General features: G+C 63.6%; 12 protein-coding genes, 1 tRNA gene and 1 pseudogene. 11 read left to right on the top strand and 3 right to left on the bottom strand.

Annotation, left to right across the window (positions count from 1 at the left end):
• Window positions 1–233 precede the first annotated feature (233 nt).
• The 4 genes and pseudogenes from HRJ34_RS05815 to HRJ34_RS05800 all read left to right on the top strand — a co-directional run bounded on the left by HRJ34_RS05815 (window position 234) and on the right by HRJ34_RS05800 (window position 3,913).
• A complete protein-coding gene (locus HRJ34_RS05815; RefSeq protein WP_208633557.1) occupies window positions 234–881 on the top strand; it encodes a hypothetical protein in 648 nt (215 codons plus the stop codon).
• Window positions 882–894: 13 nt separating this feature from the next.
• Window positions 895–1,551, top strand: a complete 657-nt coding sequence (locus tag HRJ34_RS05810; protein WP_208633556.1) for a hypothetical protein — start codon at window positions 895–897, stop codon at window positions 1,549–1,551.
• A gap of 28 nt (window positions 1,552–1,579) precedes the next feature.
• Window positions 1,580–2,354, top strand: a pseudogene (locus tag HRJ34_RS05805) (NYN domain-containing protein).
• Between the two features lie 95 nt (window positions 2,355–2,449).
• Entirely contained in the window at window positions 2,450–3,913 is a 1,464-nt protein-coding gene (locus HRJ34_RS05800; RefSeq protein WP_208633555.1) for an ADP-ribosylglycohydrolase family protein, read from the top strand.
• 35 nt (window positions 3,914–3,948) lie between these two features.
• Here the strand turns inward: HRJ34_RS05800 and HRJ34_RS05795 are convergent, their stop codons facing one another.
• Window positions 3,949–5,172 (bottom strand): hypothetical protein, encoded by a 1,224-nt coding sequence (locus HRJ34_RS05795; RefSeq protein ID WP_208633554.1) that lies wholly within the window; start codon window positions 5,170–5,172, stop codon window positions 3,949–3,951.
• Between the two features lie 388 nt (window positions 5,173–5,560).
• On the opposite strand from HRJ34_RS05795, the gene HRJ34_RS05790 reads away from it, so the two are divergent.
• A complete protein-coding gene (locus HRJ34_RS05790; protein ID WP_049771107.1) occupies window positions 5,561–5,866 on the top strand; it encodes a hypothetical protein in 306 nt (101 codons plus the stop codon).
• Window positions 5,867–5,895: 29 nt separating this feature from the next.
• Window positions 5,896–6,078, top strand: a complete 183-nt coding sequence (locus HRJ34_RS05785; protein WP_041379511.1) for a helix-turn-helix domain-containing protein — start codon at window positions 5,896–5,898, stop codon at window positions 6,076–6,078.
• Here HRJ34_RS05785 and HRJ34_RS05780 read toward each other — a convergent pair.
• Both HRJ34_RS05780 and HRJ34_RS05775 read right to left on the bottom strand, forming a co-directional pair.
• The gene (locus tag HRJ34_RS05780; RefSeq protein WP_011951510.1) at window positions 6,050–7,303 is read right to left on the bottom strand and encodes a tyrosine-type recombinase/integrase; all 1,254 of its coding nucleotides are present in this window, start codon (window positions 7,301–7,303) and stop codon (window positions 6,050–6,052) included. The genes HRJ34_RS05785 and HRJ34_RS05780 overlap by 29 nt on opposite strands.
• Window positions 7,304–7,474: 171 nt before the next feature.
• Window positions 7,475–7,561 (bottom strand) — tRNA-Leu (locus tag HRJ34_RS05775).
• 101 nt (window positions 7,562–7,662) lie between these two features.
• On the opposite strand from HRJ34_RS05775, the gene HRJ34_RS05770 reads away from it, so the two are divergent.
• The 5 genes from HRJ34_RS05770 to gltB all read left to right on the top strand — a co-directional run bounded on the left by HRJ34_RS05770 (window position 7,663) and on the right by gltB (window position 16,267).
• A complete protein-coding gene (locus tag HRJ34_RS05770) occupies window positions 7,663–8,601 on the top strand; it encodes an NAD(P)H-binding protein (protein WP_208633553.1) in 939 nt (312 codons plus the stop codon).
• A gap of 8 nt (window positions 8,602–8,609) precedes the next feature.
• Window positions 8,610–9,410 (top strand): undecaprenyl-diphosphate phosphatase, encoded by an 801-nt coding sequence (locus tag HRJ34_RS05765; protein WP_208633552.1) that lies wholly within the window; start codon window positions 8,610–8,612, stop codon window positions 9,408–9,410.
• 163 nt (window positions 9,411–9,573) lie between these two features.
• On the top strand, window positions 9,574–11,031 hold the full coding sequence (locus HRJ34_RS05760; RefSeq protein ID WP_011951507.1) for an NAD(P)-dependent oxidoreductase: 1,458 nt from the start codon (window positions 9,574–9,576) through the stop codon (window positions 11,029–11,031).
• Window positions 11,028–11,729 carry a DUF2059 domain-containing protein gene (locus HRJ34_RS05755; RefSeq protein WP_208633551.1) on the top strand — a complete coding sequence of 234 codons (702 nt, stop codon included), beginning with the start codon at window positions 11,028–11,030 and terminating at the stop codon, window positions 11,727–11,729. Before HRJ34_RS05760 ends, HRJ34_RS05755 begins: the two co-directional genes overlap by 4 nt.
• Window positions 11,729–16,267, top strand: a complete 4,539-nt coding sequence (gene gltB, locus HRJ34_RS05750) for a glutamate synthase large subunit (protein ID WP_226949061.1) — start codon at window positions 11,729–11,731, stop codon at window positions 16,265–16,267. Before HRJ34_RS05755 ends, gltB begins: the two co-directional genes overlap by 1 nt.
• Window positions 16,268–16,458: the final 191 nt, after the last annotated feature.

Raw genomic sequence — 16,458 nt, 5'->3', positions numbered from 1 at the left:
TAGCTCGCGCCTTCAACGGGTTTACAGGTGGGGTGGAAAAGGCTTGTCGAAAAGCGCAGATTGATAGCGTACGTGTTAGGGCATTTGACGAAGGCTACCTCGGATCTCATTTTCAAACTGTGAAGCACATACATCGGCTATCTGGTGCTCCTGCAAGAAGGAATGAGGGCTCTCTTGGCGCATCGTTTCAAGGTGCGACCGCTTTTGACGTATCGGGATAAGAGGCATGGCGCATGAGAAAACCTGATTCTGTTGCGGCGCTGACCGAATTTGGCCGTGTTCGCCTATCCAAGTCATTCTTTATGCGCGATTTCCTGTTCTCTGACATCGCCGCGGTTCATGGGCTGAGCAACGTGCCTGATGATCCTGACCTGGCGATCGCGGCAGGAAGCAGGCTCTGCGAAGAACTGCTTGAACCGTTGCAGGATCGGTTTGGCCGCATCGCTGTTCGATCCGCCTTTCGCTCGTGCGAAGTCAACGGGTTGGGCAATGAGATGCAAGCTGCGGGGAAGGGCGGGTACAACTGCGCTTCGAACGATGCCAATTTTGCCGGCCATATTTGGGATCGACGCGATGCCAAAGGCCGTATGGGTGCCACGGCCTGCGTCGTCGTTCCGGCATTCTGGGACACATTTCAGGCAGAGGGGGATTGGCGTAAGCTGGCCTGGTGGATCCACGACCACTTGCCCCATTCGAGCCTCTATTTCTTCCCGAAGTTCTGGGCCGTTAACATCGCCTGGCGCGAGGAGCCAGAGCGACGGATCGACAGCTACACCTATCCCAAGGGCTGTTTGACCAAGGTGGGCATGCCAAACAATTCTGGATCACACGAGCAGGAGTGGTCCGGCATCGAGGCAGCAATGGTGCGCGGATTTGCGTGAAGGGGCACCCGGCATGACGATTCCAGGCCAGCTAATCACCGCCGTCGATATGGCCATTGCGAGCGGAATAGATCCGAAGCGCTTTCGAGCTGCCCTTCGCGCTGCAAGTCTCGATTGGCATCCGCACAATGGACGTTGGGAAGTCGTGCGAGGGAGCGATCAGCACCAAGACATGGAAAGGGTCATGGCGCAGCTGGGCGGAGGGCGCTTCGGGCTCCGATCGACGTCAAAGGCCGTACAAGGCGGTTCCCTGGCCGCAATTCGCGACGAGCATTACGTGCTGGATCTCTGCGACGCAGTTCTCGGGCTGAAGGCCGTCCGGCAGCATTGCTTTCCGTTTCTGACCGGAGATCCAGATCGGCGTGGTCACCGGAAGGCATTACCTGTTGATGGCTTTTATCCTGCTCTTGGTCTCGTAGTGGAATATCATGAGCGACAACACCGCGAACGTGTCGGCTTCTTCGACGATAAGCCAACGGTTTCCGGCATTCCTCGGGGCGAACAACGCCGACGATATGATGAGCGCCGCGCCGATTTGCTGCCGAGGCATGGCTACAGTTTAGTCGTTCTCAATGTGGATGAATTCGCGCACGATAGGGTCAAGCGCCTGCTCAGGACCCCTCAAGATCAGGCCATTGTCAGCCGCCGCCTTGCAAGTTTTATAGGCTGATTAATGGATATCAAGGCAATGGTGCAAAATGGCTAATGAACCTCGCACCCCACGGCTTGCTGTCTTGATTGACGCAGATAATGCATCCTCCCGGATCGCACCGCGCCTTTTTGAAGAGATTGCCAAGATCGGTGAGGCAAGTGTTCGCCGCATTTACGGCGATTTCTCCGGGACTAGGCTTAAATCCTGGGCCGACGTTCTCGCCACGCATGCGATCAAGGCGCACCAGAACTTTGCGTATACCAGCGGCAAGAATGCTTCGGATATCGCTTTGGTCATCGACGCGATGGATCTTTTGCATACCGGTCGGTTCGACGGGTTTTGCCTTGTCTCTTCCGACAGTGATTTTACCGGGCTGGCCTCGCGTATCCGTGAGCAGGGGATCGATGTCTACGGCTTCGGAGAGCAGAAAACTCCCGAGAGCTTCCGACAAGCCTGTCGCCGTTTCATCTACACCGAGAACCTGCTGCCAGAGGCGCCAACGTCAGATGAGCCAGGCCGACAGGATGCCCGTCCGGCTAGCGTAAAGAAGTCGCCCACTGCTGCGGCACCTTTGATCCGAACTGCCATCTCACAGCTCGATGATGAAGGGGCTGGGTACCTCTTGGCGGTGGGGCCAACGCCTGCAGCGCCTCGCCTCTGACTTTGATCCACGAACCTATGGTGAAGGCAAGCTGAGCGACCTGGTCGAGAAGGCAGGCAGCTTCGAATTGCGCAGAACTGACACCGGGCATTTGCAAATCCGGGTGTCTCCGTCTGGAAAGATGGGTCAGCCTACAGCAAAGAAGGCAAAATCCGGGTGAAAGTCCGGCTTCGCCCTATGCGCGAGCCAATGCCTGTAAGTCGCCCTTAGATATGTGCGACCGATAATGTCGTATATAGGGCATATCAAAGCGCGATGAGCAGAAATCTTCGAACCAGCATCACTGATTCGATCCAGATCCCTACCCTTTCGGCTGCCTCAGGACGCATCGGCATCTCCTTTTGTCCCGGAAAGCAAGGGCCTGCCCTCGCTGGCTTTGACTGGAAGCGTGACCTTGCCGTCGATCTGGACGCGGTGCGCGGGTGGGGGGCTGCTGCTGTCGTCTCTCTGATTGAGAAGCATGAGATGGAGCTGCTGGGGGTCGAAGATCTGGAGACTGCGGTTGCTGCGCGCGGGATGGAATGGTTTCATCTCCCGATCCCCGACGTCACCGCTCCTGGGGAGGAATTCGAGCAACGATGGCACACGGCCGGAGCCCGGCTGCGCAGTCTCCTCACCGACGGGGAAAGCGTCTTTATCCATTGCCGAGGAGGGCTGGGCCGAGCCGGCACTGTGGCAGCGAGACTGCTCATCGAACTCGGCATCACAGACTCCGATACCGCAATCGCCCAAGTGCGAGAGGCCAGGCCGGGCGCTATTGAGACGAGAGCGCAGGAAGATCACCTTCGAGCGATCGAGCGCATTTACGATCGGTCCTGTGGATGCCTCATCGGTCTGGCGGTTGGTGATGCTTTGGGCACGACCCTCGAGTTCAAGCCGCGGGACACCTATCCCCACATCACAGATATGGTCGGGGGAGGGCCGTTCGGCTTGGACGCAGGGATTTGGACTGATGATACGTCTATGGCCCTTGCGCTTGGTGAGGCTCTCCTGGCCAGTGCAGCAAAGGGCTCAGTTTTCGAACCGGAAGAAGCACAACGGCGGTTCGTCAGCTGGTGGCGGAACGGTGCCTTCAGCCCCACGGGCAGCTGCTTCGATATTGGCATTGCAACCCGCCAAGCCCTTGCCCGATTCGAGGAATCTGGCGACCCGATTGCCGGCTCGACCGATCCGTATTCAGCAGGCAACGGCTCACTCATGAGGCTTGCGCCTGTTGCGGTTTGGGGAATCCGGCAGGATCCCGCTATCGTAACGCGAGTAGCCCGCCGACAGAGCATGACCACGCACGCTGCAGACGCGTGCCTCGACGCCTGTGAAGCATATGCACTCGTCTTGCGGGCGGCCATCCTAGGTGCCGACTTTGAGGAGGCTCTGGCGGTTCCAGCGGACGGATTTGGGCCTGAGATCGGCCCAATCATGGCCGGTAGCTGGCGCGGAAAAACGCGCGATCAGATTTCCAGCAGCGGATTCGTGGCGCACAGTCTCGAAGCGGCAATCTGGTCCGTTGCAAACACCACGAGCTTCGATGAAGCCGTGCTGTTGGCAGCTAACCTCGGTGATGATGCCGATACAACTGCTGCCATTGCTGGCCAGTTGGCTGGTGCGATCTATGGCGCATCTTCAATTCGCCAGACGTGGCTCGACAAGCTGGCCTGGCGCGACGAGATTGAGGTTCTTGCGCGCAATCTGGCTTTCCCGACGGCTTCGCGGCTAGGCTAATTGGGGCATTCCCATGGCGGACTCATGATTGATCGTCACCAGTACGAATTTGGGTAAAATCCGCGATCATCGTCAGCTCCAAAGATATGTTGCTCCTGAAACAGTTCGTCCAAGCCAGTCGCCATCAACCTCTGATCGGCCGCAGCCAACTTTGTCCGGGCCCAGGTCACGAATTCGGCCACACGAGTGGCCTGTTCGCCCGCTAGTTCCTCCTCCAGTCTTGTAACAAAAGCCGCCAGGCGATCTCTGCGTTCAAGACGGGCAAGCACATCCTCGAGGACCTTGTCCCTGCGCTCGGCAATGTAGGCCAGCCGCTGTGCTTCGATACGGCGTCGTTTCGCCTCCTCCTCTCGTAGCCGTGCCTCTTCCGCTTTCTGGTCGTCTTCTGCCTTTGCGGCAGCCAGAACGGCGAGCCCAACAGCAATGTCTGGCGCCAAATTCTCAAGTCGTTGGAGCTTGGCGTCCTTGAATGCTCTGCGAACCTGTGACGCATACCGTAGGTGGATATCAAACTCGAAGGCCAGCTGACCGGTGGGTACATAGTCCCATTCCGGTCGTCCAAAACTGAAGCTGTGAGGCGTCCAATCGCTGCGGCTCCAATCTCGCGATCGCCGTCGCTGACGGCGCTCGTCTTCGGCGATCTCCTCGGGTGTCAGAACATGCTTGATGCGTTTGTAGGCTTCCTTGATGGCGAACGGGATAGCGACGGAGCCGTTGGTGAAGGTTGCCTTGCTTGCCTTTGCAGAGAGCTCAAATCCTTGCGCCTTGGCGGCAGCTACGATCTGGAGGATACAGCGCTCTGCCCGGTCAATCGATCCCGGAGCAATTTCGAGCTGCACATGCCCGTCCGATGAAAGGCTGACGAGGCCGGTGTTGCCGGGCTTGGCCTTTCGAAGCTTATCGAAGCTCTTTTGCACCAAGGGATGCGAGAGCACCGCTCCCGACAGATCGAGTTCCGACGCCTTTACGCGTGCTTGTTCCCGTGCCGACGCTAAGGTGTCGGGTTCTTGCCGGACCTCACCGCTCGCTATGATTACGGTGAGAGCGACTCCAGCTTTGGCCTTCGGAAGTGGAATTCGCTTCACTTTTTGGCCGGCGGCATGCTTGGCCCACCAGCCGAGCGGCGGGTTAGGGATATCATGCTTCCTGCAGATCTTGTGAAGCGCAACATCTGACAGTCTGAAGTCCTTGGCTAGGTGCGTCATCGGCTTCGACCAGACCAGTTCGTAGAACTCTTCGCGGGTGAACCTTTGGCTCATCTCGGCAGACCTCCAGACTTCCATTCAGAATTGTGCGGCATAAAGCAGGATGGCGTCTTCCAGCGAATAATACGCCTACGTCACCTGAAGTTGAAAAGCCCGCAGATTGCAGAATCGACCAACAAAATGGTCCCGTCGCACCGCCGGGGCGGCCCGCCGCAAAGGTCCCTTTTTGGGGGTATCAATGGGGGTATTCTGCGTCCTTATGGCAAGGAAATCGATTAGCAGCAGCTAGTAATGAGCTATCTAAAGATCCCTCCTCCGCTACCATCAGAACAATGGGCGCTGATGGCCCATAAAAGGTACCTCGTGGCCCCCTAAGGGGCCTGCCCCTTGACCGGATTTTTCAGGACAATCTCTGCCCGCCTTCGTGCTTGCAGGAGATAACATGTCCGATCGCAAAATTGGCCCCTCCGTCATCGTCGCTGTGGTGCCCGATATGGACCCATTGGCCGTTAGGCTTCCGGTCGCCGCCCAACTCACGGGCCTTGATGAGACGCAGATGAGAGACCTTGTCGCCTCCGGCGAGATTGAAGTCTTTAAGGTGGGTCGGACCGAACTAGTGTACTACCCTAGCCTCAAATCGTTCATCGCGAAGGCTATCAGTCTGATGATCCGGCGGCCCAGAAACGGCGATGCTGATGGCAACGTCGTGTGGCTGACTGGCCACATTCCGCACGGTGATCAGAAGTGACTGCTACCGGAGTCGATAAGCTCCCGCGGTTGGCCAACGGCACATTGGAGCCGTTGGCCGTCCGGGTCACGGTCGCTGCCGAGCTGCTGGGTCTCGGTAAGACGCGCATTTACGAGCTGATCGAGGCCGGCGATCTCGAGATCGTCAAGATCGGCCGGTCTACTCTCATTCCCTATAAAAACCTCAAGAAACTAATCGGACAGGAGGAGTAGGGACCGATCCGAAGGAGCCGCGCTGGACGAGCGGTGCTCGGCGCAGCTCCTCGATATGGTCCGACCACCATTGCATCATCCGTACGCGCTCGGGCCAATATTCGCCGCGGGTGTAAGCTCGTCGAACCTCGTTGGTCTCGATATGCGCCAGCTGCCGCTCGATCGCATCGGGATGCCACTGGCCGGACTCATTGAGGAGGGTGGCTGCCATCGCCCGGAACCCATGGGCCGTCATCTGATCCTGCCCGAAGCCGAGCCGACGCAGCGCCAAGTTTACGGTATTCTCGGACATCGGCATGTCGTCGTTTCCCAGACAGGGAAACAGATATTTGCCGCCGCCGGTCAGGTCATGGAGCCGGTGCAGCTTCTCCATCATCTGCCGCGACAGCGGCACCCAATGCGGGCGCCGCATTTTGGTTTTTTCGGGCGGGATGGCCCAGATCGCCTCGTCGGCGTCTAACTCGGGCCATTCGGCCTGGCGCAGTTCGCCGGGACGGACGAACAGGTGGGCCGAGCATTCGAGCGCGATCGCGGTGATCTCATGACCGCTATAATTCTCGATCGCGCGCAGCAGCACGCCCGCTTCGCGGGCGGTCGTGATCGCCGCGAGATTCTTGCCCTTGGGCGTCGCGATCGCGCCGCGCAGGTCGGCCGCGACATCGCGCTCAATCCGACCGGTGGCCACGGCGAAGCGGAAGATGCGGCTCAGGACACTACGCAGGCGCCGCGCCGATTCGAGAATGCCTTCAGCTTCAAGCTTCTTAAGCACGGCAAGGGCGTCCAACGGGCGGATGACCTCGATCGGCTTGGATCCGAGCGCAGGATAGGCCTTGTCGAGCAACCAGCGGATCTTGTTGAGCGTGACTTGGGACAGGCCCTCGCGCTCGCATTTCTCCAGCCACTCCTCGGCGACGGCGCGGAAGCTGTTGCCGGCCACGATCTTGACCTTGGCTGCGACGGGTCCGAAGCGCTTGACGAGGGCGGGATCGGTGCCTTCCTCAATCAGCTTGCGGGCGTCTTCTCGCCGGATGCGGGCCTCGCTGATCCCCACCTTGGGCCAATGCCCCAGGTGCAGTGTTTTCTGCTTTCCCTCGTACCGATATTTGAGGCGCCAGACCTTCGAGCCCGAGGGCTGAACGACAAGTGTGAGTCCTCTCCCGTCGGAGAGCTTTAGAGCACCATTTGAGGCCTTGGCGGCGGCGATCTGGATGTGGGTAAGTGGCATGAATCAGCTCCAAAATGGGCTGATCGCGGACCACCAAATGGACCACCAAAATGAGGCGGCAGGAGGCGGTTTTACGCGGTTCAGCCCGGTCAAAGGCTGACGAGAATCTTCGGATTTATACCGTAAAACCAGCCGCTTAGCGGTCGTTCCCGATCATGCTCGGAAACCACTTGGTGCCCAGGAGAGGACTCGAACCTCCACGGCCTTGCGGCCACTGGCACCTGAAGCCAGCGCGTCTACCAATTCCACCACCTGGGCATCCGGGGTGAGGCCGGGCGGATAGCGGCGCTCCTTGTGCCTTGTCAACAGCTTCCGTGCAGGGCAATGCGAGTTCATCTGAACATCAAGGGATTCTGAGGATGAGCCGTCTTGTCACGCTGTTCGGCGGGGGTGGGTTTTTGGGCCGCTATGTCGCGCAGGAGCTGCTCAAGGCGGGCGCCCGCGTCCGCGTCGCGGAGCGCGATCCGTCGGACGCCTGGTTCCTGAAACCGCTGGGCGGCCTGGGCCAGACGCAGTTCGTCCCGGCCTCCGTCACCAAGCCGGCCACCGTCGCCGCCGCGGTCGCCGGGGCCGATTCGGTGATCAACCTGGTCGGCATCCTCAAGGGCGACTTCGATTCGATCCATCGCAAGGGCGCCGCCCATGTCGCGGCGGCGGCGAAGGCGGCGGGCGCCGAATCGCTCGTCCATGTCTCGGCGATCGGCGCCGATCCCGAATCGCCCTCGGCCTATGGCCGCAGCAAGGGGCAGGGCGAGGCCGCCGTGCGCGCCGCCTTCGCCGACGCCACCATCATCCGTCCCTCGATCGTGTTCGGGTCGGAGGACGGCTTCCTCAACCGCTTCGCGGCGATGCAGTCGGCGCCGTTCGTGCCGGTGCTGCGCGGCGCGGTGAAGTTCCAGCCGGTCTGGGTCGCCGACGTCGCCCGCGCGATCGCCGCCGCGGCGCTCGATCCCGGCGCCCATGCCGGCAAGACCTACGAACTCGGCGGGCCCGAGGTGGTGACGATGGCCGAGCTCAACGCCTGGCTCGCCCGCGCGACCGGCCACAACCCGACCTTCGTGCCGATCCCCGATTCGATCGGCGGCCTCCTCGCCACCGTTGCCGGCATCCTGCCCGGCGCGCCGATCACCCGCGACCAGTGGCGGATGCTGCAGGCCGACAATGTCGTGACGCCCGGCGCCAAGGGGATCGAGGCGTTCGGCATCAAGCCCGCGCCGATGGAGGCGGTCGCGCCCGCCTGGCTGGTCCGCTACCGGCCGCACGGCCGCTTCGCCTCGCAGACCAAGCCCGCGGCCTGACGCCACCCATGGAGATGTCGCTGCTGTCGATCGTCCTCCTCGGCATCGTCGAGGGGTTGACCGAATTCCTGCCCGTATCGTCGACCGGGCACCTGATCCTCGCCGGGGAGGTCATGAAGGTGCCGCAAGGCACCGAGACCTTCGACATCGTCATCCAGCTCGGCGCGATCCTCGCCGTCGTCGTGCTCTATCGCGAACGCTTCGCCGCGGTGCTCGCCGGGCTCGGCCGCCGCGACCCGGCGGCGATCCGCTTCACCCGCAACGTGCTGGTCGGCTTCCTGCCGTCGGCGGTGATCGGCGCGGTCGCCTATGGCGCGATCAAGGCGATGCTCAACACCCCGATCATCGTCGCGGTCGCGCTGATCCTCGGCGGCATCGCGATCCTGGTGATCGAGCGGCTGGTCCGCAGCCCGACCTGCGACAGCGTCGAGGGCATGTCGCTCAGGACGTCGTTCGGCGTCGGGCTGGTCCAGTGCCTGTCGATGATCCCGGGCGTCAGCCGCTCGGGCGCCACCATCATGGGCGCGCTGACCCTGGGGGTCGAGCGGCGTACGGCGGCCGAATACAGCTTCTTCCTCGCCATCCCGACGATGCTGGGGGCCACGACGCTGGCGCTGTGGAAGACGCGGCACGAGCTCGGCGATGCCCAGGCCACGGCGATCGCGATCGGCTTCGTCGTCTCCTTCATCGTCGCGATGCTGGTGATCCGCTGGTTCCTCGGCGTCGTGACCAGGCATGGTTTCGCGCCGTTCGCCTGGTATCGAATCATCGCCGGCACGGCGGCGCTGATCTGGCTCCTGGCAAGATAGTCTCAAATCGGACCTATATTGAAGAGTTTCTGCCTATCCGTTCATATCTTGCGATGGTTTCCACAAATAATAGGTAAGTTAAGCTGACTTATTACGCGGAATGCGCGTGACTCAGGGCTGCGATTGTGAGAAATGCGCCTCCCGAACGTGGAGGGCATTTGCCATGGCGAACGAGCCGATGCTGAAATTCGTGGGCGTGGGACAGGCGTTCCCGCCCAAGCGCGAGGCCGATGCGCGCATCGCCGATTTCGGCGAGATCGCGGCGCGCTATTCGGACGACAAGGCTGGCGAGCAGGCGTCGCGCTGCTCGCAGTGCGGCGTCCCCTATTGCTCGACGCATTGCCCGCTCCACAACCATATCCCCGACTGGCTGCGCCTGACCACCGAGGGGCGGCTGCGCGAGGCCTATGAGCTGTCGAACGCGACCTCGACCATGCCCGAGATCTGCGGCCGCATCTGCCCGCAGGACCGGCTGTGCGAGGGCAATTGCGTGATCGAATTCTCGGGGCACGGCGCGGTGACGATCGGCTCGGTCGAGAAGTACATCACCGACACCGCCTGGGAGCGCGGCTGGGTCGAGCCGGTGCAGGTCGGCCCGGCAAGGGGCCAGTCGGTCGGCGTGATCGGCGCGGGCCCGGCGGGTCTCACCGTCGCCGAGCTGATGCGCGCGCGCGGCTATGACGTCCATGTCTATGACCGGCACGACCGCGCCGGCGGCCTGCTGACCTACGGCATCCCCGGCTTCAAGCTGGAGAAGCCTGTCGTCCAGCGCCGGGTGCAGCGGCTGATCGACGCCGGCATCGTCTTCCACCAGGATTTCGAGGTCGGCCGCGACGCCACGCTCGACGAGCTGCGCGACCGCCACGACGCCATCCTGATCGCTACCGGCGTCTACAAGCCGCGCGCGATCAAGGCGCCCGGCGTCGGCGCGCCCGGCATCGTCGAGGCGCTCGACTATCTCACCGCGTCGAACCGCAAGGGGTTCGGCGATGCGGTGCCGGCGTTCGACGAGGGGCCGCTCGATGCGAAGGGCAAGAATGTCGTCGTGATCGGCGGCGGCGACACGGCGATGGACTGCGTCCGCACCGCGATCCGCCAGGGCGCCGCCTCGGTGAAGTGCCTCTATCGCCGCGACCGGGCGAACATGCCGGGCTCGCAGCGCGAGACGAAGAATGCCGAGGAGGAAGGCGTCGAGTTCGTCTGGCTGTCCGCGCCCGAGGCGTTCGACGGCGGCGAGACGGTCGGCGGCGTCCGCGCGATCCGGATGCGGCTCGGCGAGCCCGACATGTCGGGCCGCCGCACCCCCGAGCCCGATCCGGGCAGCGAGTTCCGGATCGAGGCCGATCTGGTGATCAAGGCGCTCGGCTTCGATCCTGAGGACCTGCCGGGCATGTTCGGCGCGCCCGAGCTGTCGGTGACCCGCTGGGGCACGCTCAGGGTCGACCACAAGACGATGCAGACCTCGCTCGAAGGCGTGTTCGCGGCGGGCGACATCGTCCGCGGCGCCAGCCTGGTGGTCTGGGCGATCCGCGACGGCCGCGACGTCGCAGTGCGGATGCACGCCTATCTGAAGGCGAAGGCGGAGCGGGTCGAGCTGGCGGCCGGGAAGGTGGCGGCATGATGCGCGCGATGCTGACGGCGGCCGCGATTGCGCTGGCGTCGCCGGCGCTGGCACAGGTCCCGGCCTCGGCTTCAGAGGCCGGCCGTCTGATGATGGCCAGGTCTGTCGCCGCTCGCATGCTGCCCGATGGTACCTTCGAGAAGGTGATGGGTAGCATGATGGACGGGCTGATGAGCTCGATGATGGACGGCATGATGAATGTACCGATCCGATCGATTGCGAACTTTTCTAACGAAAAGCCTGACAAGATCGCAGCGCTTGGACCGGGAACCTTGCGTGACATCATGACTATTGTGGATCCGGCCTATCGGGAACGCTCACAGATCGGGGCCCGTGTCATCGGGGCCGAGCTAGGACGGATGATGACCGGGATGGAGCCGACTTTCAGGGAGGCGATGGCGGAAGTCTACGCGACCCGTTTCGACGAGAAGCAGCTTCGAGAAATTGACGCCTTCTTCCAGACACCGACTGGGCGGACTTTTGCGGAACAATCGATGACGATCCAGACCGATCCCATCTTTGCGGACCGTATGAAGGCGATGGTTCCCGAAATGATGGGAGCGATGCCCGGCATAATGAAAAAGGCCGAAGCGGCCACTGCGAGCCTGCCGAAACCGCGAGACATGAAGGAATTATCGGCTGACGAGAAGAAACGGCTCGCCGAGTTGCTGGGGGCGGCCCCCGAGAAGGTGAAGTGATGAACCACACCGAGAACGACTGGATGTCCGCCGAACGCGAGCGCCTCGCCCGCGAGGGCATGTACCGCCCCGACTATGAGGGCGACGCCTGCGGCGTCGGCCTCGTCGCGGCGACCGACGGCAAGCCGTCGCGCCGCGTCGTCGCCGCCGCGATCGACGCGCTGAAGGCGGTGTGGCACCGCGGCGCGGTGGACGCCGACGGCAAGACCGGCGACGGCGCCGGCATCCATGTCGACCTGCCGATCCGCTTCTTCGACGACGCGATCGAGCATGCCGGCCACAAGCCGCGCCCGAACCGCCTGGCGGTCGGCATGGTGTTCCTGCCGCGCACCGACCTCGGCGCGCAGGAGACCTGTCGCACGATCGTCGAGAGCGAGATCATCGATTTCGGCTACACCATCTATGGCTGGCGCCAGGTGCCGGTCGACGTGTCGGTGATCGGCGAGAAGGCGCTGCAGACCCGCCCCGAGATCGAGCAGATCATGATCGCCGGGCCGATGCCCGACGAGATGAGCCTCGAGGAGTTCGAGAAGAATCTCTACCTGATCCGCCGCCGCATCGAGCGCAAGGTGATCGAGGCGCAGATCCAGGGCTTCTACATCTGCTCGCTGTCGGCGCGCTCGATCGTCTACAAGGGGCTGTTCCTCGCCGAGGAGCTGTCGGTCTTCTATCCCGACCTGAAGGACGAGCGCTTCGTCAGCCGGGTCGCGATCTTCCACCAGCGCTATTCGACCAACACCTTCCCGCAGTGGTGGCTGGCGCAGCCGTTCCGGTCGCTCGCGCACAATGGCGAGATCAACACGATCCGCGGCAACAAGAACTGGATGAAGAGCCACGAGATCAAGATGGCCAGCCTCGCCTTCGGCGAGCATTCGGACGAGATCAAGCCGCTGATCCCGGCGGGCGCCTCCGATACGGCGGCGCTCGACGCGGTGTTCGAGACGATCTGCCGCTCGGGCCGCGACGCGCCGACCGCGAAGCTGATGCTGGTGCCCGAGGCGTGGCAGCACAGCGCCGACGTGCCCGAGGCGCGCCGGGCGATGTACAGCTATATCGGATCGGTGATGGAGCCGTGGGACGGCCCCGCCGCGCTGGCGATGACCGACGGCCGCTGGGCGGTGGCCGGCGTCGACCGCAACGCGCTGCGGCCGCTGCGCACCACGCGGACCGCCGACAACCTGCTGATCGTCGGGTCGGAGACCGGCATGGTCGTCGTCCCCGAAAGCACGATCATCGCCAAGGGCCGGATGGGGCCGGGCCAGATGATCGCGATCGACCTCGACGAGGGACGGATCTACGGCGACGCCGAGATCAAGGACAAGATCGCCGCCGAGAAGCCCTATGGCGAGTGGGTCAGGAACTTCCGCACCCCGGCCGACCTGCCGCGCCCGGCCGAGGACATGATCCCGCGCTGGCCGCGCGCCGAGCTGCTGCGCCGCCAGGTCGCGGCCGGGCAGACGCTGGAGGACATGGAGCTGATCCTCAGCCCGCAGGTCGAGGACGCCAAGGAGGCGGTCGGATCGATGGGCGACGACACGCCGCTCGCGGTCATCTCCGACAACGGACGGCTGATCAGCCATTTCTTCCGGCAGAATTTCAGCCAGGTCACCAACCCGCCGATCGACAGCCTGCGCGAGACGCAGGTGATGAGCCTCAAGACCCGTTTCGGCAACCTCGCCAACATCCTCGACAATGAGGGGCAGCAGGCCGACGTGCTGGTGCTCGAAAGCCCGGTGCTCCACTGCCGCGACTGGCGGATGCTGAAGGACCATTTCGGCGCCCAGGCGGCCGAGATCGACTGCACCTTCGACGTCCATGGCGGGCCCGACGCGCTGCGCCAGGCGATCGCCCGCGTCCGCGCCGAGGCCGAGACCGCGGTGCGCGAGGGCAAGGCCGAGCTGTTCCTGACCGACGAGCATGTCGGGCCCGACCGGGTCGGCATCGCGATGATCCTGGCGGCGGCGGCGGTCCACACCCACCTCGTCCGCAAGGGGCTGCGCTCCTATGCGTCGGTCAACGTCCGCTCGTCCGAATGCCTCGACACCCATTATTATGCGGTGCTGGTCGGCGTCGGCGCGACGACGGTGAACGCCTATCTGGCGGAGGCGGCGATCGCCGATCGCCATGCGCGCGGCCTGTTCGGCGAGCGCAGCCTCGACGAATGCCTGAAACGGCACCGCAAGGCGATCGACGACGGCCTGCTCAAGATCATGTCGAAGATGGGGATCGCGGTGATCTCCAGCTATCGCGGCGGCTATAATTTCGAGGCGGTCGGCCTCAGCCGCGCGCTGGTCAACGACTTCTTCCCCGGCATGCCGGCGAAGATCTCGGGCGAGGGCTTCAACTCGCTCCAGTTCAACCTGATCGAGCGGCACGAGGCGGCGTTCGACGACGTGGTCGTGTCGCTGCCGGTCGGCGGCTTCTACAAGCAGCGCGCGGGCGGGGAGGCGCATGCCTATTCGGCGCAGCTGATGCACCTGCTGCAGACCTCGGTCGCGACCGACAGCTATTCGACCTATCTGCAATTCTCGCGCGGGGTGCGCGACCTGCCGCCGGTCTATCTGCGCGACCTGCTCGAGTTCAACTGGGCGCGCGAGGGGATAGCGATCGACTCGGTCGAGCCGATCACCGAGATCCGCAAGCGCTTCGTGACGCCGGGCATGTCGCTGGGCGCGCTCAGCCCCGAGGCGCACGAGACGCTGGCGATCGCGATGAACCGGATCGGCGCCAAGGCGGTGTCGGGCGAGGGCGGCGAGGACAGGAGCCGCTACACCCCCTATGCCAATGGCGACAACGCCAATTCGGTGATCAAGCAGGTCGCCTCGGGCCGCTTCGGCGTCACCGCCGAATATCTCGGCGCCGCCGAGGAGCTGGAGATCAAGGTCGCGCAGGGCGCCAAGCCCGGCGAGGGCGGCCAGCTTCCCGGCTTCAAGGTGACCGAGATGATCGCGCGGCTGCGCCATTCGACGCCGGGCGTGACGCTGATCTCGCCGCCGCCGCACCACGACATCTACTCGATCGAGGATCTGGCGCAGCTCATCTACGACCTGAAGCAGATCAACCCGAGCGCGCGGGTGTGCGTGAAGCTGGTCAGTTCGGCGGGCATCGGCACGGTCGCGGCGGGCGTCGCCAAGGCGCATGCGGACGTCATCCTGGTCGCCGGCCATGTCGGCGGCACCGGCGCGTCGCCGCAGACCTCGGTCAAATATGCCGGCACGCCTTGGGAGATGGGGCTGAGCGAGACCAACCAGGTGCTGACGCTCAATGGCCTGCGCCACCGGGTCAAGCTGCGCACCGACGGCGGCCTCAAGACCGGGCGCGACATCGTCGTCGCCGCGATCCTGGGCGCGGAGGAGTTCGGCATCGGCACGCTGTCGCTGGTCGCGATGGGCTGCATCATGGTGCGCCAGTGCCATTCGAACACCTGCCCCGTCGGCGTCTGCACCCAAGACGAGGCGCTGCGGAAGAAGTTCGTCGGCACGCCGGAGAAGGTGATCAACCTGATGACCTTCATCGCCGAGGAGGTGCGCGAGATCCTCGCCAAGCTCGGCGTCCGCTCATTGGACGAGATCATCGGCCGCACCGAGCTGCTTCGCCAGGTCAGCCGCGGCGCCGAGCATCTCGATGATCTCGACCTCAACCCGGTGCTCGCCAAGGTCGACGCGCCCGAGGAGAAGCGCCGCTTCAACATCCCGACCTTCCGCAACGAGGTGCCCGACAGCCTCGACGCGCAGATGATCGAGGACGCCAAGGCGGTGTTCGAGCGGCGCGAGAAGATGCAGCTCACCTATACGGTGCGCAACACGCACCGCGCGGTCGGCACGCGCTTCTCGGCGGAGATCACCAGGCGTTACGGCATGTCCTCGCTCGCCGACGGCCATGTCCATATCCGCCTGCGCGGATCGGCCGGCCAGTCGCTCGGCGCCTTCGCGGTCAAGGGCATCACGCTGGAGGTGTTCGGCGACGCCAACGACTATGTCGGCAAGGGCCTGTCGGGCGCGATCATCGCGGTCCGCCCGATGGTGTCGTCGCCGCTGGAGACGCGATCGAACACGATCATCGGCAACACCGTCCTCTACGGCGCCACCGCGGGCAAGCTGTTCGCGGCGGGGCAGGCGGGCGAGCGCTTCGCGGTCCGCAACTCGGGCGCGACCGTGGTGGTCGAGGGCTGCGGCGCCAATGGCTGCGAATATATGACCGGCGGCATCGCGGTGATCCTCGGCCGGGTCGGCGCCAATTTCGGCGCGGGCATGACCGGCGGCATGGCGTTCGTGCTCGACGAGCATGGCGATTTCGAGCGCAACGCCAATCCGGACAGCATCGTCTGGCAGCGGCTCGGCTCGGTCCGCTGGGAGATGCGCTGCAAGGCGCTGATCGCCGAACATGCCGAGCGCACCGACAGCAAATGGGCGCACAGCGTCCTCGACGACTGGGATCGCTGGCGCGACCGCATCTGGCAGGTCTGCCCGAAGGAGATGGTCGACCGGCTCGACTATCCGCTCAGCGATAGCGAGGCGGAGATCGTCGCCGCCGAATAGGCGTCGGACCTGATGCGGTTCGGACGGGACCCGGAAGCTCCATGGCTTCCGGGTCCTTCTTTTTTCGGGATTCCGTCGCGCTGTGAGCGCCGTCACTCCATCGAAACGTCAAAAATCGTAAACGCTGTGTTGCCATATGGGGTGTACCGATCGGTACGCGGGCTCCCTATATGGGGTGGGCAACAGGGATC

Source organism: Rhizorhabdus wittichii (genome assembly GCF_017607425.1).
Lineage (GTDB): Bacteria > Pseudomonadota > Alphaproteobacteria > Sphingomonadales > Sphingomonadaceae > Rhizorhabdus > Rhizorhabdus wittichii.
This window is presented reverse-complemented; position numbering and strand designations above follow the sequence as displayed.